Consider the following 17,719-nt stretch of genomic DNA (forward strand, 5'->3'; position numbering starts at 1 on the left):
ACTCGATCGAGTCGGCCGCCGTTCTCGTCGCGTCTAGCAGTAGGTGTTCAGGTGCGAATGGATCGCGGTCTTCTCGGCGGAGTTCACGGAGAGGCCGTACAGGTACTTCACGTGGGTCCAGGCCTTGACGTAGTCGCAGCGCACCGAGGTGTTCGGCGGCATCCACTCGGCAGGGTCCTTGTCGCCCTTGGCGGAGTTGATCGACGTGGTGGCGATCCACAGCTGCGGGGAGCTGACGTCGTTCGCGAAGTCCTCGCGCTCTGCGGTGGTCCACTGGCTCGCGCCGGAGGCCCAGGCCTCGGAGAGCGCCACGACGTGGTCGACGGTGGCGTTGGAGACCGTGGTGGTCCAGGTGTTGTCGAAGTCGGACTGCCAGCGGCCGGAGTCGGGCTGGCAGTCGGAGCCGGTAACGACGTTCTGGCCGTCGCGCTTGAGGACGTACTGGCGGGCGGTGCAGCCGCCGCCGACCGAGGACCAGTGCGGGAAGAGGTCGCGGTCGTAGGAGTCGCCGTTCGCCTCGTTCCTGACGGTGAGCTGGTTGAGCTCGGACTGGACGGTGGAGAGGGAGGGGATGCCCGGGGGCCGCACGGCCTCGGCGGGGGCGGTGTCGAGGACGAGCACGGTGAGGACGGCGAGCGATGCGGCCGCGGCGGTGGCGACGGCACGCTTCGCGGCGCGCTTGACTGCTTGCATGGAGGCTCCTGTGGGGGAGTGACCGACGGATTCAGGGGGACGGGCGGGAACGGCGCACGCGAATGCGATGTTCACTCGCGAATCATCGAATCATGGGATGTCATTGGAGCGCAAGGGGCGAAGGCCATCTTTTACCTACAGGTCATTGCAAACTTACGAAATCATCCCCATGTGGACATCCGGGCTCGCGCGGCATGCGTCCCGCCAAGTCCGGTTTCGGAGGCGGACCACTGGGTACGATCGCCGCATGACGATCAGCGGCACCGAATCGCGCCTGGACGGCCTCGCCCTCACCTACCTGCCCGAGGACCTCGGCACCCCCTCGGACTTCGTGACCGAGTGGGAGGGCGTCGACTGCACCCAGCGGGTGTGGGAGACCGAGGTCCAGCCCGGCTCGTGGCGCGTCGACCTCCAGGTGCAGGTCATGCGCGCGCCCCGCCTCCAGGACGTCAAGGCCCTCAAGGCGTTCCTCATCGAGTACCACGAGCGCGGCGACGACTGGGTCCCGACCGACTTCGGCGACGACGGCTTCGCGAGCGAGCGCGAGATCGCCCGCCTCATCGAGCCCGGCCTCGCCGTCGAGGTCCGCGACCCCTTCGAGCGCAAGGGCTTCGAAGCGGTCAAAGCCGTCGCCGAAGGCATCCGCTACCCCGAATGACCTGCGACTCCGGCACACACGTCACATTCCGCACACGACGCTTCCCCATTAGGTTAGGCTCGCCTATGCTCTAGTGCGTGCCCTTCCCCGCCGCCCTCCCGCGCCCCGCCCGGACCGCGCGCGGGCGGACACTCACGATCATTGCCGCCGCGATCGCCTTGGGCCTCATCGTGATCGCCTCGCTCGCCTTCGGCGCCCGCGACCTCACCCCCGCCGAACTCTGGCACGGCCTCACCCGCACCGACCCCATCGCGGCCGCCGTCCTGTGGGACCAGCGCGTCCCCCGCACCGCCGTCGGCCTCCTCGCCGGCGCCGGGCTCGCCGTCGCAGGGGTCCTCATGCAGACCCTCACCCGCAACCCCCTCGCCGACCCGCGCATCTTCGGCGTCGCCGCCGGCGCCGGCCTCGGCGTCGTCATCGGCCTCAGCGTCCTGGGCCTCACCGGCATCGGCCAGTACGTGTGGCTCGGCATCGCCGGCGCCCTCGCCGCCGGACTCGTCGGCTACGCCGTCTCCACCGTCGCCGCCAAGAACACCGGCGGCGGCACCGTCACCTACGCCCTCTGCGGGGCCGCGCTCGACGCCAGCCTCTCCGCGATCGTCTACGCCGTGCTCGCCACCGACGTGCACTCCTTCGACCAGTACCGCTTCTGGGCCGTCGGCTCCCTCGCCGGACGCGACGCCGAAGTCGCGTGGGGCATGGCCCCGTTCCTCCTGGGCGGCATCGCCCTCGCGCTCCTCGCCGCCCGCGGCCTCGACGGCCTCCAACTCGGCGCCGAAGCCGCCGCCGGACTCGGCCACCGCGTCGGCCTCACCCGCGCCATCGCCGCGATCACCGTCGCCCTCCTGACCGGCGCGGCCGTCGCCGCCGCCGGACCGATCGGCTTCATCGGCCTCGCCATCCCGCACCTCGCCCGCTGGACCGTCGGCGCGGCCCACCGCAGCCAGATCGCCCTGAGCCTCATGCTCGGCCCCTGCATGCTCCTGACCGCCGACGTCATCGGCCGCGTCATCGTCCCCGGCGAAGCCCCCGCGGGCATCATCTGCGCCGTGATCGGCGCGCCCCTCCTGATCATCCTGGTGCGCAGAGCAAGGACGGTGACCGCATGACCCGCACCCGCCACGCGCCCTCCCGCATGTCGACGGACCGCGCCGGAGCCCGCGCCACCCGCCGCTCGGCGGTGACCGCATGACCCGCACCGAACTCCAGCGGTCCGAGCCCCGCACACTGCCGCTCCCCGGCCGCACCGTCCTCCGCTCCGGCGACCTCTCCATCACCGTCCACCGCCGCAGCGCCCTCGTCTGCGCCCTCTTCCTCATCGCCCTCCTCGGCGCGGTCACCGCCGCACTCTGCCTGGGCGACACGTACATCACCTTCGCGGACACGATCGCCACCCTCACCGGCACCACGGGATACGACCGCACCATCGAGGTCCTGCGCCTGCCCCGCACCGTCCTCGCCGTCGCCGCCGGAGCCGCCCTCGGCATCGCCGGAGCCCTCATCCAGTCCGTCGCCCGCAACCCCCTCGCCAGCCCCGACATCATCGGCGTCACCGCTGGAGCCGGCCTCGCCGCCACCTTCGCCCTCACCGCCGGACTCGCCTACGCCCTCCTCGCGCCCGCCGCCCTCACCGGCGGCCTCGCCGCCGCCGCGCTCGTCCTCCTCGCGGCCGCCCGCGGCTCGCTCTCCGCGCCCCGCTTCGTCCTCGCGGGCGTCGCCGTCGCAGTGCTCCTCAAGTCCGGCACCCAGATCCTGCTGCTCGCCGCCGACGCCATCGACGCCCAGCGCGCCCAGATCTGGCTCATCGGCACCCTCGCCGGACGCGGCTGGACCGAAGCGGCGTTCCTCGGCGCCTTCCTCCTCCTCGCCCTCCCCGCCCTCGTCTGGGCCCAGCGCGCCCTCGACACCACCGACCTCGACGACCCCACCGCGACCGGCATCGGCGTCCGCGTCACCCGCCAGCGCATCGCCCTCGCCGTCCTCGGCGTCGTCCTCGCCTCCGCGGCCGTCGCCCAAGTCGGCGCCGTCGAGTTCGTCGCCCTCGCCGCACCCCAGATCGCGCGCCGCCTGGCCCGCACCTCCCGCCCGCCGCTGCTCGCCTCGGCCCTCACCGGCGCCGTGCTCCTCGTCCTCGCGGACTGGATCGGCCGCACCGCGTTCGGCGACTACCAGATGCCCGCCGGCGTCCTCACCGCCGCGCTCGGCGGCGTCTACCTCATCTACCTGCTGCTGACGAAAGGAACCCGAAATGAGAAGCAGACTCCTGGTCCTTGGAGCCGCCTCCGCCTGCGCGCTCGCGCTGGCCGCGTGCGGGACCTCTGACCCCGCCGCCGAACGCAACGAGGCCGAAGGCGAGACCCGCACCATCGAGCACGCGATGGGCGCCACCGAGATCCCGGCCGAGCCCCAGCGCGTGGTCGTGCTCGACACCGACAAGATCGACACCGCGCTCTCCTTGGGCGTCACCCCGATCGGCGCGGCCCGCGCGAGCGAGGCCGAACTTCCGGGCTACCTCGGCGACCTCTCCGGCGTCGCGGTCGTCGGCACCACCGCCGAGCCCGACCTGGAGGCCATCGAGGCGCTCGAGCCCGACCTCATCCTCGGATCGAAGTTCCGCCAGGAGGCCTTCTACGACGAGCTGAACGCGATCGCCCCGACCGTGTTCACCGAGCAGGTCGGCGTCACCTGGAAGGAGAACTTCCTCCTCGACGGCGACGCGCTCGGCAAGGGCGAGGAGGCGAAGGGGCTCCTCGAAGCGTACGAGGCCCGCGCCGCCGAGTTCGGCGCGTCCCTCGGCGACGCGCTCGCCACCCAGGTGAGCCTGGTCCGCTTCATGCCCGACCAGATCCGCTACTACGGCCCGGACTCGTTCTCGGGCATCGTGCTCGGCGACGTGGGCCTCGCCCGCCCCGAGCTCCAGCAGCTCAACGGCGCCGAGGACCGCCGCTTCGGCGAGGTCTCCGCGGAGGAGCTCGACACCGTCGGCGGCGACGTGGTCTTCTACTGCGCGTACGGCACCGACGGTGAGGCCATGCTCGCCGAGTACACCGCCGGCGAACTGTGGCAGTCGATCCCGGCGGTCCAGGGCGGCAAGGCCTACCCGGTCGACGACGAGATCTGGATGACCGGCATCGGCGTCACCGCCGCCGGCCTGATCCTCGACGACCTCGAGAAGCACCTCGCCGCTTAGCACCACTTGCAAGGGCGCGTCTCCACCGCGGAGGCGCGCCCTTCGCGTTTCGCGACACCGGTCATGCCGCGGCCGTCCCTTAAGCTGACCCAGCCGACTGTACAAAAGCGACATTTGTTGCCGCTGGAGTCGGCGTCTCGTTTCTCTCCAGCGATCACGCAGGGAATGCACAGTGAAGACTTTTGCCAGACTGGCGACGGCCTCCGCCGTCATCGGCGCGGGCGTCCTGCTCGCGACCCCGGCGTCGGCGCAGCTCGACGGGTGCGGGTACGGCTCCGGCGGCGACCTCGCCAGCACGATCTGCTGGATCGACATGACCGGCTTCGACCAGGCGACCGCCATGACCCCGGCCGGGCAGCCGATGACGATCGAGCTGACCCCGGACTACACGATGTCGTTCACCTTCAAGGTCGATCCGGGCGCGAACGGGTACCGCGTGCTCCAGGCGACCGCGTTCCCGACGTACAGCAAGGCCCCGATCGGCAATACGACCTACACCGGCACGCCCGGCAAGCCCGCGCTCTACCAGCAGGTCAACGCCGGCACCGGCGCCTCCGGCGACCTCGGCACCCTCACGATCGAGGACCTCGTCGTCACCGGCCCGTCCGGCGCGCCCCTCAACGGCTACGGCATCGTCATGGCCGACGCCGAGACCACCAACCGCGGCGAAGGCCTCACCTTCACCTCCGACGAGCCGATCCAGGAGCTCACCCGCGCCACGATGCCGGATGCCCAGCCCGCCTGCGGCGGCGAGTACTCCGGGCTCGGCACGACCACGGTCACCTGCAAGGGCGACACTGCCGGCGGCCTCCCCGTCGACGAGATCGTCCTCTACGCCGTCGCCCCCTCCACCGCGACGATCGGCTTCCTCGACCGCACCGCGAACGCCGTCCAGGGCGTGGCCTTCGGCGTCCTCACCGCCAAGGTCGGCATGGACAAGACCGTGGTGAACCAGGTGAACGACACCGACTCCTTCGGCATGTCCATCGTGGACGAAGACGACAACGTCATCGGCGAGGGCTCGACCGGCGGCGGCGACTCCGGCACGATCGAGTCCGAGACGGTCCTCGCCGCCCTCGGCGGCCGGGACTTCACCCTTTCCGAGATCGCGCAAGGCGGCACCGACCTCGCCGACTACACCCAGGACTGGGCTTGCACCGACCACGGCCAGCCCGACGCCGACCTCCCGACCGGCGACGGCACCTCACTCGAAGTGGAAGTCGCAGTCGGCCAGGACATCAGGTGCACCCTCACCAACACCGGCCCCGACCCGGTCGACCCGACACCGAGCGCCTCCGAAGACCCCTCCGGCCCCGGCCCCTCCGGCCCGAACCCGTCCGACCCCGCCGCCTCGCCCGGCACGGCCCTCCCCGTCACCGGCGGCTCCGCAATCCTCTACGCCACCCTCGCCGCCATCGCCCTCACCGCAGCCCTGGCCGGCTGGCTCATGCTCCGCCGCGCCCGCCAGAACACCACCGAATGGCCCAGCATCTGAAAGGAGACGGCCGGGGTCCTCGGACCCCGGCCACCCCACACGCGAACCATGCGTGAAAAACACGGAAGCCCCGGCGTGAACCGAGGCTTCAAGTGGTCTGACTGTGGTACTCCCGAGCGGATTCGAACCGCCGTTTCCGCCTTGAGAGGGCGGCGTCCTAGGCCCCTAGACGACGGGAGCTTGGCCTTTGTCGATCGCGGCTTGCCGCGGCAACGACGACAACTCTACATGGAGGATGCGGGGGTCCCGCAACCGGGATACCGCTTGTGACGCGGCCTACCCTGGGGCGCCTCCGAAACGGGTGCGGGCCGGGCCGGCGCCGACACCTTCTCAGGTGAACCCCCGTGGCGCCGGGCCTCGGCCCGCCGAGCGACTGTAACGCGATCCGCCGGCGAACGGCGGCGGATCCTACTGGTTGGCCGTGCTCGCCTGACCGGTGATCTCGTCGAGCCAGGCGGTGTCGACGCCGTCGTGGTAGTTGACGAGCTTCGCGGTGTACGCCTTGTCGCCGACCTTGGCGGTGACGCTGGCGATGACGCCGACCGTGGTCACGCACACCTCGTACGCGCCCACCGGCGAGTCCTCGGCGCCCTGCACGTCGACGCAGTCGGCCAGTTCGCCCGCGAGCGTGGTGTTCGAGAACACGGTCGAGGCCGACGAGTCCACGGCGGTCGCCGAAAGCCAGGAGGCGACCGTTTCCTCCGAGGGCAGGACGCCGTCGAGCTCCTGGTCCAGCCACACCGTGAGTCCGGCCACGTCGTCGCCCGCCCACAGGCTGGGCCGGTCGCCGACGACGACGGCCGCGGTGCCCGCCTCGGGGTCGACCGCGACCAGCACCGACTCCTCCGAGCCCTCGATGAGGTACTCGGCGGTGTAGGCGGGCTGGTCGCCCTCGACGAGGCGGCCGCTCAACTCGGTGAGCGCGGCCTGGTCCTCCGAGGCCGCTTCGTCGCCGCCCGCGCCCTCCGAGCATCCGGCGAGGGCCAGGAGCGCCGCCGCGCTCAGTACTGCGCAGCGCCGCAGGGGGTTCTGCAGGATCATGGGGCTCCACTTCCATTGCGCCAGGCGAGGGGGATAGCCGTTGCGCCTGCGCAAATCTATGGCTCGCAAGCATCGCCGAGGCCGGCATCCGGGGGGCACGCCTAGCACAGGTGTCTGATCTGAGATAGGACTCCACCCTATAGCGGTCCGTCCACGGCCCATGTAACACGAGCGCCCACGTCGCGGGCAACACCAATTCTCGGCGACGTGGAGCCGCCGCGCGGCCTTTTCGCGGCTCGGAGGCATGGTCGGGCGGCGTGGGGCGTATCCTCGGGAGCTGTGGCCGACGCAGTGTCGGGTCGGCCGAAATCCTTCGGACACGGCCCCGTAATCGGGGCCGATCGTCAGATTCGGCTATTTCAGGAGTGACAGTGGCTGCAATTGAAGACATCCGGGCAAGGGAGATCCTCGACTCCCGCGGCAACCCCACCGTCGAAGTGGAGATCCTGCTCGACGACGACACGCTGCAGCGGGCGGCCGTCCCGTCCGGCGCCTCCACCGGCGCCTTCGAAGCCATCGAGCTGCGCGACGGCGACAAGGGCCGCTACCTCGGCAAGGGCGTCGAGAAGGCCGTCGACAACGTCAACGGCCCGATCCGCGAGGCCCTGATCGACATCGAGGCCTCCGAGCAGCGCCTCGTCGACCAGGCCCTCCTCGACGCAGACGGCACCCCGGACAAGTCCAACCTCGGCGCGAACGCGATCCTCGGCGCCTCCCTGGCCGCCGCCAAGGCCGCCGCCGACTCCGCCGAGCTGCCGCTCTACCGCTACATCGGCGGCCCGAACGCGCACCTGCTCCCGGTGCCGATGATGAACATCCTCAACGGCGGCTCCCACGCGGACTCCAACGTCGACGTGCAGGAGTTCATGATCGCCCCGATCGGCGCCCCCACCTTCAAGGAGGCCCTGCGCTGGGGCGCGGAGACCTACCACGCGCTCAAGTCCGTCCTCAAGGAGCGCGGCCTCTCCACCGGCCTCGGCGACGAGGGCGGCTTCGCCCCCAACCTCGAGTCCAACCGCGCCGCGCTCGACCTCATCGCGGTCGCCGTCGAGAAGGCCGGCTACAAGCTCGGCACCGACATCGCCTTCGCGATGGACGTGGCCGCCACCGAGTTCTACACCGACGGCGCCTACCTCTTCGAGGGCCAGAAGAAGACCGGCGAGGAGATGAGCGCCTACTACGAGGAGCTCATCGCCGCCTACCCGTTCGTGTCCATCGAGGACCCGCTCTCCGAGGACGACTGGGCCGGCTGGTCCGCGCTCACCGCCAAGGTCGGCGACCGCCTCCAGATCGTCGGCGACGACCTGTTCGTCACCAACCCCGAGCGCATCCGCCGCGGCATCGACGAGAAGGCCGCCAACGGCCTCCTCGTCAAGGTCAACCAGATCGGCACGCTCACCGAGACCACCGACGCCGTCGAGATGGCGCACCGCGCCGGCTTCGGCTGCATGATGAGCCACCGCTCCGGTGAGACCGAGGACACCACGATCGCCGACCTGGCCGTCGCCATGTCCTGCGGCCAGATCAAGACCGGCGCCCCGGCCCGCTCGGACCGCGTCGCCAAGTACAACCAGCTGCTCCGCATCGAGGAAGACCTCGGCGACGCCGCCCGCTACGCCGGCGCTTCGGCCTTCCCGAAGTTCGGCAAGTAGCGAACCGGCCGACTCAGCGCACGCCGGAAGCGCCGCCGGCAGCTGGGAAAGGTCCCCCGGTTGCAACCGTAGCGACGTGAACCTGAAGCGGAGCTGAAGGCGGCTGCAGCCGCTCGCGAATCGAAGGCCCCCGCGCCGATGGCGCGGGGGCCTTCGAGCGCCGCGGAACCGGGAGGCATCGACTAGGCTGGGCCCGTGAACGCGAGCCGCCGACCCAGCCACCCGGGAGGACGATCCACCGGTCCCGGCCGCACCCGTGCCGCCCGCCGCCCCGCCCCCGGGACGACCGGCCGCGCCGAGGTCAAGCGGGTCCGCTACCGCCCCGCCCGCAAGGTCTCCCGCCGCGCCGCGATCCTCGCCCTCGTCCTCTCCGCGCTGGCCCTCGCCTACGCCTACCCCCTCCGCACCTACGTCGAGCAGCGCATCGAGATCAACCGCCTCGAAGCCGAGCAGTCGGCCCAGTCCGAGCGAATCGACGAGCTCGAGGCCGAACGCGTCAAATGGGACGACCCCGAGTACGTCAAGGCCCAGATCCGCTCCAGCCTCCTCCTCGTGCCCCCCGGCGAAGACCTCGTCATCGTCATCGACGAGGACGACCCCAAGCACACCGGTGGCGCAGACGACGAAGCCGCCGAGGACCGGACCTGGTACGACGAGCTGGCCGATACCTTTGCAGACGCCGACCGGCTCGAACCAGACGAAACAGAGGAACCAGCGGAGTGAAGGCTGTGCAACCACGACACGCGGCAGTGAAGACGGCGCAGCAGGGCGGCGCCCGGTGAAGCCCGCGGAATGGCCCCAGCAGCCGGAACCGGTCACCGAGGCCGACGCCGCAGCCGTCCGCAAGCAGCTCGGACGCCCGATCCGCGGCGCCCACGCCGTCGCCTGGCGCTGCCCCTGCGGCCAGCCCGCCGTCATCGAGACCGAACCGCGCCTGCCCGACGGCACCCCCTTCCCGACCACGTACTACCTGACCTGCCCGAAAGCCGCCTCGGCCATCGGCAGGCTCGAAGGCGGCGGGGTCATGAAGGACATGAACGAACGCCTCAACGCCGACCCCGACCTCGCCGCCCGGCACCGCGCCGCCCACGAGGACTACCTCGCCCGCCGCGCCAAGCTCGGCGACGTCGCCGAGATCGCGGGCATCTCGGCCGGGGGGCTGCCCGACCGCGTCAAGTGCCTGCACGCCCTCGTCGGCCACTCGCTCGCCGCCGGACCCGGCGTCAGCCCGTTCGGCGACGAGGCCATCGACATGCTCCCCGAATGGTGGCAGCGCGGCAGCTGCGCCACCGGGCACACCGAACCCCAGGAGGACGGCGCATGACCCGCCGCGTAGCAGGCATCGACTGCGGCACCAACTCGATCCGCCTCCTCATCGCCGACATCGACGACACCGGGCGCCTCCACGACGTGGTGCGCCGCATGGAGGTCGTGCGCCTCGGCGAAGGCGTCGACCGCACCGGCCGCCTCTCCGACGCGGCCCTCGAACGCACCCGCGTCGCGCTGGCCGACTACACCGCCCAGATCCGCGAGCACGGTGTCGAGGCGGTGCGCATGGTCGCGACCTCCGCGAGCCGCGACGCCGAGAACGCCGCCGACTTCAAGTCCATGGTCACGGCCGTCCTCGGCCAGGATCCCGAGGTCATCACCGGCGACGAAGAGGCCCGCCTCTCCTTCACCGGCGCGGTCGCGACCCTGCCGGTCCACGAAGGACAGCGCCTCCTCATCGACATCGGCGGCGGCTCCACGGAGTTCGTGCGCGGCACCGGCGCCGACGTGGTCGCGGCCATTTCCGTGAACGTCGGCTGCGTGCGGATGACCGAACGGCACCTGCAATCCGACCCGCCGCACGCAGGCGAGATCGCCGGGGCCGTCGCCGACATCACCGGCATCGCCGACGGCGCGCTGGCGGTGGCCGACGCGGACCGCGAGGCGACCGAGCTCGTCGCGGTGGCCGGCACGGCGACCACGATCGCCGCGATCGCCTTGGGGCTCAAGGAGTACGACGCGGACGCGATCGACGGCACGCGCCTCTCCTACGAGCAGGTCGCCCAGGTGACCGCCGACCTCGCGGCCGCGGACCACGAGGAGCGCCTGGCGATCCCGGTCATGCACCCGGGCCGCGCCGACGTCATCATCGGCGGCGCACTCGTCCTGCGGACCATCATGGAGCGCAGCGGCATCGACTCGGTGCTCATCTCCGAGCACGACATCCTCGACGGCATCGCCTTGTCCGCGTAGACGAAACGACAGCGGCCCCCGCGTATGGCGCGGGCGCCGCCGTCGCGTTGCCGTCACGACCGCTTCGCGGCCTTCCACATCTCGGCTGCGAGCCACAGGGCCGCGACCGTGACCAGTGCGCCCCAGGCGATGCGGCCGGCGTGGGGGAGGAAGTACTGCGGGAGCATCGTCGCCAGCAGCGCGGCGAGCGGCACACCGCTCCACTTGTGCAGGGTGCCCGAGCGCCAGACCGCCACGGCCGCGAGCACGGCGGCGACCGCGATGAGGGCCAGGCCGATCGCGAAAACGGTCATGGCGGTCGGGTCGTAGCGGAACGCGTCGCCCACCTCGGTCAGGGTCGCGTCGCCGTCCGCGACGGCCCGTTCGCCGATCGCCTTGAGGCCGTAGACCTCCGCGCCGTAGTACGAGATCGTCAGGGCCGAGCCGATGTAGCCGATCGTCGCGGCCGTGAAAGCCGTCTTCTCGTTGCGGGTCCCCTCGAGGTGGCCGCGCAGCGCGCCGTACCCGAGCGGGATCAAGATGAGGCCGACGATCGCGGCGAGGTGCGCCACGGTCCAGCCGACGCTCGTCCAGGACTCGGCCCCTTCCAGCGTGGTCTGGTCGAGGCGCGGGGCGGCCGCCTCGTAGATCGCGAACAGGACGCCGGCGAGCGCGAAAGCCAAGGCGCCCATGCGGGCTCGGGGGTCCTGGCGGGTCTGGGGGACGGTCATGTCTGCTCCTTGGGGGTTCACTGCTCAAACTCGAGAGCAGTGCTCTCTGTTGAGAGCAATGATTGCACATCGCCGTCGACAATGCAAGAGCGGTGCTCTCGTTTCGGTACACTGGCCCGATGAACGCGCCGAAAACCGCCCGCGAGCGGGCCCGCGCCGAGCTCACCGCCGAGATCCTCGCCGCCGCCCGCCGCCAGCTCCGCGAGAGCGGCACCGCCCAGCTCTCCCTGCGCTCCGTCGCCCGCGAGCTCGGCATGGCGTCATCGGCCGTCTACCGCTACTTCGCCAGCCGCGACGACCTCCTCACCGCCCTGATAGTCCAGGCCTACACCGAGATCGGCGAGGCCGCCGAAGGCGCCGACGACCCCGGCGCCGCGCCCGAGGAGCGCTGGCTCGCCGTCTGGCGGGCGGCGCGCGCCTGGTCCCTGGGCAACCGCCACGAGTACGCGCTCATCTTCGGCACGCCCGTCCCCGGCTACGTCGCCCCGCACATCACCGTCGAGGTCGCGGGGATCATGCCGCTCACCCTCGCGCGCATCGCCGCCGCCGCCAAGCGGGACGGGAACCTCACGCCCCCAGCGGGACCGGTCTGCCCGCCCGAAGCGATCACCCCGGAGATGCTGGTGCTCCTGGAAGACGAGGCGTTCACCCCCGACGAGACCGCCCGGCTCATCCTCGCCTGGAACCGCCTCGTCGGCATCATCGGCTACGAGCTGCACGGCCACCTCGCCAACGTCACCGCCGACGACGCCCTCTTCTTCGACCACACCGCGCGCACCGAAGGCGCGCAGCTCGGACTCGCGTTCCGCTGAAAGGGCGGTGTCGCAGCAGGACATGGCACGATCCGGGGATACGGGGACCGGCCGGACCTTTCGTCTGGATAGGGCAAGCACACCGCTGACGAAAAGGAGCGCATCATGCGCAAGCCACTGCTCATCGCCGCCGCCGTCATCGCCCTCGCGGGCCTGTCCGCCTGCGGCCCAGAAGCATCGGACGGGCACGTCAGCCCCACGGTCACGAACGGGGCGGGGGAGATCGTCTCCGAGACACCCTCTGCCGAGGTCGACCCGGTCCTGGAAGCGGCCGCCGGCACCTGGGAGGCCGACTACGAGGACGTCGGCCCGCACGGCTCGACCCTCACGATCAACGAGGACGGCACCGCGACACTGCGCTCCTTCGCGAGCCAGACCGGCGACTTCGAGGGTCAGGTCTTCCTCAGCGAGGGCGACCCGCAGCGCTTCGAGGGCACCGAGCCCGAGAGCGGCACGTACATCGAGGTCGAACTCGTCTTCGACCAGGAGGCCGACACGCTCACCCTGACCTACCCGAGCGAGGGCGGCACCTACGTCCACCACCGCAGCTGACCGGTAAACGCGGCGAAGCCGTGTTCACCAGTCGGCTCAACCTCTGAGCGCCAGCGCCACCACGATCGCCGCGATCACGAGCACCACGCCGATCGCGGCGATCGCCCACGGCCAGCGCCGAACCGGCTTGTGCTCGGCCACGTCGCCGACGACGACCGTGACGTTGTCCGGCCCGCCGCCCTCGAGGGCGAGGCGCACGAGCTCGTCGGCGGCGGCCTGCGGGTCGGCGAAGTCGCGCAGGACGTTCTCGATGACGGCGTCGTCGACGACGTCGCTGAGCCCGTCCGAGCAGAGCATGTACCGGTCGCCGATGAGGGCCGGGCGGGTCTCGAAGTGCGCGGGGGCGGGGTTGGCCTGGAGCACGCGGGTGACCACCGACTTGTACGGGTGGTCCTGGGCTTCGGCGGGGGTGATCGCGCCTTCGTCGACGAGGTGCTGGACGTAGGAGTCGTCCACGGTCACCTGCACGAAGTCCTCGCCGCGCACCTGGTAGGCCCGGGAGTCGCCGATGTGGACGATGTCGACCGCGTTGTCGCCCAGCCAGAGTCCGGTGAGTGTGGTCGCCATGCCCTCCGATTCGGGGTTCTCGGCGACCGCCGCCCTGATGCGGTCGCGGGCGGCGTCGACGACCGCGCCGAGCTCGGCGGAGGCCTCGACGGGGGAGCGGCGGGCCAGCCGTGTCACCTCGGCGATGGTGACCCCGCTGGCCACCTCGCCGGCAGCCGCGCCGCCCACGCCGTCGGCGACGGCGAGCAGCCGCCGCGACGCGAGGTGGGAGTCCTCGTTCAGGTCGCGGACTTTGCCCACGTCGGTCGCGGCGCCGTAGCGCCAACGCAATTCGGTCACAGGCGATCACCACTGATTCCGCACCGGGATTCGGCTGTCTGTTCAAAGCTTGGCCGTTCGAGGGACATGGGCGCAAGTGTAGTGTCCCGACACTCTCCGCTGCCGACCCTTGATCCCGGTGCGCCCCGCCCCGCCCGCACCTGCGTGTATCCCCCGTTCGTGCCAGCCTGCCATGCCGGTGCTGAGCTGCGAGGACGTCCCCTTTACAGTGGATTCAGCCCGCTTCGCCAGCCCCCTAGGAGCACCCATGCAGACGGTTCTGGCCGACCGGTACGTCCTGGAGCACGAGATCGCCCGCGGCGCGGTCGGCGTCGTGTGGCGGGCCCTCGACCAGGTCACCGGCGACCATGTGGCCGTGAAGGTCCTCCGCCCGGAGCTGCGGGGCGAGGAGGAGATCTTCGAGAGCTTCCGCGCCGAGGCGGGCATCCTGCGCACGCTCGACCACCCCGGGGTCGTGTCCGTCAAGGACTTCATCGTCACCGACACGGTGTGCGCGGTCGTGCTCGAGTTCATCGAGGGCCTCGACCTGCGCGAGCACCTGCGCCTGCACGGGCCGCTCCCGGCCGCCGAGGCCGCGCGCCGCTGCGCGGGCGCCGCTGAGACGCTGGCCGCGATCCACCGCGCCGGGTACCGGCACGGGGACGTCAAGCCCGGCAACCTGATGCTGTCCGGGACCGAGGGCCTGAAGTTCATCGACTTCGGCATCGCGCGCGCGGCCGCGTCCAAGACCGTGCCCTCGCACGGCACGCCCGAGTACATCGCCCCGGAGGTCGCCTCGGGCGACTCCGCGAGCCCCGGCGTGGACAACTACGCGCTCGGGCTCGTCCTCTACGAGGCGCTCACCGCCCACAGCGCCTACCGCGGCGGCTCCATCACCGACGTGGTCGAGCGGCACCTGACGCAGATCCCGGTCAAGCCGGCCGCGGTGGACGCCGAGCTGTGGCGGACCGTGGAGATGCTGCTCGCCCTCGACCCGCGCGCCCGCGGCGACCTCGACGCGGTCGCCGCCGAACTGCGCCGCCTCGCGCCGCGCCTGTCGAACCGGGCGACCGCGCCGATCGTGCCGGAGCTGCGCGAGCGGGACGCGACCGCGACGTTCACCTACGACCCCGTGACCCCGAACGCGCCGGAGGTCGAGGTGGGCGCGATCGGCGCGATGCTCGCCGCCGAGTCCGCGGGCGGGGACCGCGCGGGCGCGGTGTACGGCAAGGACGGCGACAGACTCGGGCGCGGCTGGATCATCGGCCTCGCCGCCGCGGCGGGCTTCGTCGTGATCGCGGCCGTATGGGCCTTTCTGGTCGTCACCCGCCCCGATCTCCCGGATGAGGACGATGTGGCCGATCCGTCCCCGAGCACGAGCGAGTCTGCGCCCGTGGAGGACGAGACCTCACCCGACGCAACGGAAACGAGTCCCGAGCCGAGCGCGACGCCCGGTGAGGAGACGGCCACTCCTCAAGGGCCGGACGCCGAAAGCGAATCACCTGACCGGAATTCGGATGAAATGTCCGAATCGGAAGGCGACGGCGATGATTCCACTGAGGGCGGTTCCGACGACGACTCGCCCGGATCCGATCTCATCGGATCCCCCATGCCCGACAACTGAAAGCGATAGCGACAGTCGATAATGATCCGTGACCGCCGGGCAACGCCGAGTCATCGCAACCCATGGCGCGATCGGGATCACACGATTGGAATTCTCGAAACAGGCGTTGCAATCCTGTGGACCACTCCGGCCGTTTCGCAAGGCTTGCAGCGTAATCCGTGAACCCACCCAGTCAAGTATCGGTAACGGTCTATCGACACATTGGAGCTGTCCACTTGTCATGCGGGCATCTACATGGCATCCTGTCGGGCATGGCAGGAAAAGAACTCAACGCAACCTCAGCAGCATTGCTGGGCTTGCTGCACGAAGGACCGATGACCGGCGGACAACTCATGGCGGAGGCGACCCGTCGCCTCGGTCCGTACTGGACCATGACGCGTTCCCAGGTCTACCGCGAACTCCCCGCCCTCGCCGAAGGCGGCCTCGTTCGGGTCGGGAAGCCGGGGCCGCGCGCCTCGGTGCCCTACACGATCAGCGCCAACGGCAAGCGGGCGTTCACGCGCTGGCTCAACGAGCCGGCCCGCATCGGCCAGCTGCGCGACCCCGTCGCGCTGCGCACGGCCTTCCTCGACTACCTCTCCAAGGACACCGCCGAGGAGATGTTCGCCGACGCGACCGAGCAGCACCAGGAGGCCTTGGCAGAGGCCCGCGCCGCTGCGAAGGACTACGCGGACGAGGACCCGAACGCGGCGATCGCGATGGAGTTCGCGATCGGCTACCACCGCTCCGCCCTCAGCTGGCTGAAGAAGCGGTAGCGGCAGTGCCCGGGTCCTGACCCGGGAAACGACGATCAAGCACGTAACGGGACGCGGCCCCAGCGGGGGCTCGCGTCCCGTTTCGTATGAGCCCGAATACAGGCGTAGTCTGATCTGTTGTGACCAGTGTCGATGTTTCCGCCGATCTCCGTGACCTGAAGGCGACGCTCAGCAGCGTCGAGGCCGTGCTCGACCTGCCCGCGCTCCGGCGCGAGCTGGCCGAACTCGAGGCAGCGGCCGCCGACCCCGGCCTGTGGGACGACACCGCGCAGGCCCAGAAGATCACCTCCCGCCTGTCGTACGTCCAGGCCGAGCTCAAGAAGCTCGCCGCCCTCCACGAGCGCATGGACGACGTCGAAGTCCTGTTCGAGCTCGCCGACGACGAGTCCGACCCGGGCGCGGCCGCCGAGGCCGCCGCCGAGCTCGACTCGATCCGCAAGGCCGTCGACGAGCTCGAGGTGCGCACCCTCCTCTCCGGCGAGTACGACGAGCGCGACTCGGTCGTCACCGTCCGCTCCGGCGCCGGCGGGGCCGACGCCTGCGACTTCGCCGAGCAGCTCATGCGCATGTACCTGCGGTGGTCCGAGGCCCACGGCTTCGGCACCGAGGTGTACGACATCTCCTACGCCGAAGAGGCCGGCATCCGCTCGGCGACCTTCGCCGTCAAGGGCCCCTACTCCTACGGCCACCTCTCGGTCGAGCAGGGCACGCACCGCGTGGTGCGCATCAGCAAATACGACAACCAGGGCCGCCGCCAGACCGGCTTCGCGGCCGTCGAGGTCGTGCCCGCCCTGGAGCAGACCGACGAGATCGAGGACATCCCCGAGGACGAGATCCGCGTCGACGTCTACCGCTCCTCCGGCCCCGGCGGCCAGGGCGTCAACACCACCGACTCGGCGGTGCGCCTGACCCACCTGCCGACCGGCATCGTCGTCTCCTGCCAGAACGAGCGCTCGCAGCTGCAGAACAAGGCCACCGCGATGGGCGTCCTCAAGGCCAAGCTGCTCCAGCGCAAGCGCGACGAGGAGCGGGCCAAGGTCGACGAGCTGCGCGGCTCGGCCACGGCCTCGTGGGGCGACCAGATGCGCTCGTACGTCGAGCACCCGTACCAGATGGTCAAGGACCTGCGCACCGGCTTCGAGACCGCCGACGTCAAGGGCGTCTACGACGGCAACATCGACGGCTTCCTCGAGGCCGGCATCCGCTGGCGCAAGAGCGGCGAGAAGAGCGCCGACTAGGCGCGTCGCAGGTCCCGTCCTATAGGATGTGCGATCCGCTGTGGACGGCTCGTGGCCGCCCGATGACGCTCCGCCGAGCATCGATGGGCCGCCTGACCATAGCTGCTTCCACCGTTCGGCTGAAATCGCGTCGTAACCCTTGCACGGCCGTGACATATGGGGCTGAATCTGCGGAATATGCCACGCTTGTACTGGAGCCGCCCGACCGGCGCCGAGGTCCGGCGGCTAGACTC

Annotated in this window: 18 protein-coding genes and 1 tRNA gene; 14 read left to right on the forward strand and 5 right to left on the reverse strand. The window is 70.9% G+C overall.

Translation table 11 applies throughout. The features are described 5' to 3' along the window. Positions 1-33: 33 nt before the first annotated feature. Complete coding sequence (locus tag J5V16_RS10535; protein WP_208496187.1) at positions 34-693, reverse strand: HNH endonuclease family protein; 660 nt, start codon at positions 691-693, stop codon at positions 34-36. Positions 694-940: 247 nt separating this feature from the next. Here J5V16_RS10535 and J5V16_RS10540 point away from each other — a divergent pair, with 247 nt between their 5' ends. From J5V16_RS10540 to J5V16_RS10560, 5 genes are all read left to right on the forward strand, one after another. Continuing rightward, the gene (locus tag J5V16_RS10540; RefSeq protein WP_208496188.1) at positions 941-1,351 is read left to right on the forward strand and encodes a hypothetical protein; all 411 of its coding nucleotides are present in this window, start codon (positions 941-943) and stop codon (positions 1,349-1,351) included. Positions 1,352-1,428: 77 nt separating this feature from the next. After that, a complete protein-coding gene (locus tag J5V16_RS10545) occupies positions 1,429-2,460 on the forward strand; it encodes a FecCD family ABC transporter permease (RefSeq protein ID WP_208496189.1) in 1,032 nt (343 codons plus the stop codon). Between the two features lie 79 nt (positions 2,461-2,539). Then, on the forward strand, positions 2,540-3,673 hold the full coding sequence (locus tag J5V16_RS10550; protein ID WP_208496190.1) for a FecCD family ABC transporter permease: 1,134 nt from the start codon (positions 2,540-2,542) through the stop codon (positions 3,671-3,673). After that, on the forward strand, positions 3,600-4,541 hold the full coding sequence (locus J5V16_RS10555; RefSeq protein WP_208496191.1) for an ABC transporter substrate-binding protein: 942 nt from the start codon (positions 3,600-3,602) through the stop codon (positions 4,539-4,541). Before J5V16_RS10550 ends, J5V16_RS10555 begins: the two co-directional genes overlap by 74 nt. Positions 4,542-4,713: 172 nt before the next feature. Continuing rightward, the gene (locus J5V16_RS10560; protein WP_208496192.1) at positions 4,714-6,036 is read left to right on the forward strand and encodes a CshA/CshB family fibrillar adhesin-related protein; all 1,323 of its coding nucleotides are present in this window, start codon (positions 4,714-4,716) and stop codon (positions 6,034-6,036) included. A gap of 104 nt (positions 6,037-6,140) precedes the next feature. On the opposite strand, the gene J5V16_RS10565 is transcribed toward J5V16_RS10560, so the two are convergent. Together J5V16_RS10565 and J5V16_RS10570 are read right to left on the reverse strand one after the other, a co-directional pair. Further along, positions 6,141-6,216 (reverse strand) — tRNA-Glu (locus J5V16_RS10565). A gap of 228 nt (positions 6,217-6,444) precedes the next feature. Beyond that, complete coding sequence (locus J5V16_RS10570; RefSeq protein WP_208496193.1) at positions 6,445-7,077, reverse strand: hypothetical protein; 633 nt, start codon at positions 7,075-7,077, stop codon at positions 6,445-6,447. Positions 7,078-7,448: 371 nt separating this feature from the next. Between J5V16_RS10570 and eno the strand changes: the two genes are divergently transcribed. From eno to J5V16_RS10590, 4 genes are all read left to right on the forward strand, one after another. Continuing rightward, a complete protein-coding gene (eno, locus tag J5V16_RS10575; RefSeq protein WP_208496194.1) occupies positions 7,449-8,729 on the forward strand; it encodes a phosphopyruvate hydratase in 1,281 nt (426 codons plus the stop codon). Positions 8,730-8,924: 195 nt separating this feature from the next. Next, on the forward strand, positions 8,925-9,452 hold the full coding sequence (locus tag J5V16_RS10580; protein ID WP_208496195.1) for an FtsB family cell division protein: 528 nt from the start codon (positions 8,925-8,927) through the stop codon (positions 9,450-9,452). A 55-nt stretch (positions 9,453-9,507) separates the two neighbouring features. Continuing rightward, the gene (locus J5V16_RS10585; RefSeq protein ID WP_208496196.1) at positions 9,508-10,053 is read left to right on the forward strand and encodes a DUF501 domain-containing protein; all 546 of its coding nucleotides are present in this window, start codon (positions 9,508-9,510) and stop codon (positions 10,051-10,053) included. Next, entirely contained in the window at positions 10,050-10,970 is a 921-nt protein-coding gene (locus J5V16_RS10590; RefSeq protein WP_208496197.1) for a Ppx/GppA phosphatase family protein, read from the forward strand. Before J5V16_RS10585 ends, J5V16_RS10590 begins: the two co-directional genes overlap by 4 nt. Positions 10,971-11,023: 53 nt before the next feature. Here the strand turns inward: J5V16_RS10590 and J5V16_RS10595 are convergent, their stop codons facing one another. Then, on the reverse strand, positions 11,024-11,680 hold the full coding sequence (locus tag J5V16_RS10595) for a hypothetical protein (RefSeq protein WP_208496198.1): 657 nt from the start codon (positions 11,678-11,680) through the stop codon (positions 11,024-11,026). 119 nt (positions 11,681-11,799) lie between these two features. Between J5V16_RS10595 and J5V16_RS10600 the strand changes: the two genes are divergently transcribed. Further along, on the forward strand, positions 11,800-12,492 hold the full coding sequence (locus tag J5V16_RS10600; RefSeq protein ID WP_208496199.1) for a TetR/AcrR family transcriptional regulator: 693 nt from the start codon (positions 11,800-11,802) through the stop codon (positions 12,490-12,492). A 105-nt stretch (positions 12,493-12,597) separates the two neighbouring features. Further along, a complete protein-coding gene (locus tag J5V16_RS10605) occupies positions 12,598-13,044 on the forward strand; it encodes a hypothetical protein (protein ID WP_208496200.1) in 447 nt (148 codons plus the stop codon). Positions 13,045-13,080: 36 nt separating this feature from the next. On the opposite strand, the gene J5V16_RS10610 is transcribed toward J5V16_RS10605, so the two are convergent. Then, positions 13,081-13,890, reverse strand: coding sequence for a PP2C family protein-serine/threonine phosphatase (locus tag J5V16_RS10610; RefSeq protein WP_208496201.1), 810 nt, complete (start codon positions 13,888-13,890; stop codon positions 13,081-13,083). A 247-nt stretch (positions 13,891-14,137) separates the two neighbouring features. Here J5V16_RS10610 and J5V16_RS10615 point away from each other — a divergent pair, with 247 nt between their 5' ends. The 3 genes from J5V16_RS10615 to prfB all read left to right on the forward strand — a co-directional run bounded on the left by J5V16_RS10615 (position 14,138) and on the right by prfB (position 17,486). Then, positions 14,138-15,493 (forward strand): protein kinase domain-containing protein, encoded by a 1,356-nt coding sequence (locus J5V16_RS10615; protein ID WP_208496202.1) that lies wholly within the window; start codon positions 14,138-14,140, stop codon positions 15,491-15,493. A 251-nt stretch (positions 15,494-15,744) separates the two neighbouring features. Then, positions 15,745-16,248 (forward strand): PadR family transcriptional regulator, encoded by a 504-nt coding sequence (locus tag J5V16_RS10620; protein WP_030155315.1) that lies wholly within the window; start codon positions 15,745-15,747, stop codon positions 16,246-16,248. A 119-nt stretch (positions 16,249-16,367) separates the two neighbouring features. Next, the gene (prfB, locus tag J5V16_RS10625) at positions 16,368-17,486 is read left to right on the forward strand and encodes a peptide chain release factor 2 (RefSeq protein WP_208496203.1); all 1,119 of its coding nucleotides are present in this window, start codon (positions 16,368-16,370) and stop codon (positions 17,484-17,486) included. Positions 17,487-17,719 lie beyond the last annotated feature (233 nt).

This window comes from Glycomyces niveus (assembly GCF_017592475.1).
Lineage (GTDB): Bacteria > Actinomycetota > Actinomycetes > Mycobacteriales > Micromonosporaceae > Glycomyces > Glycomyces niveus.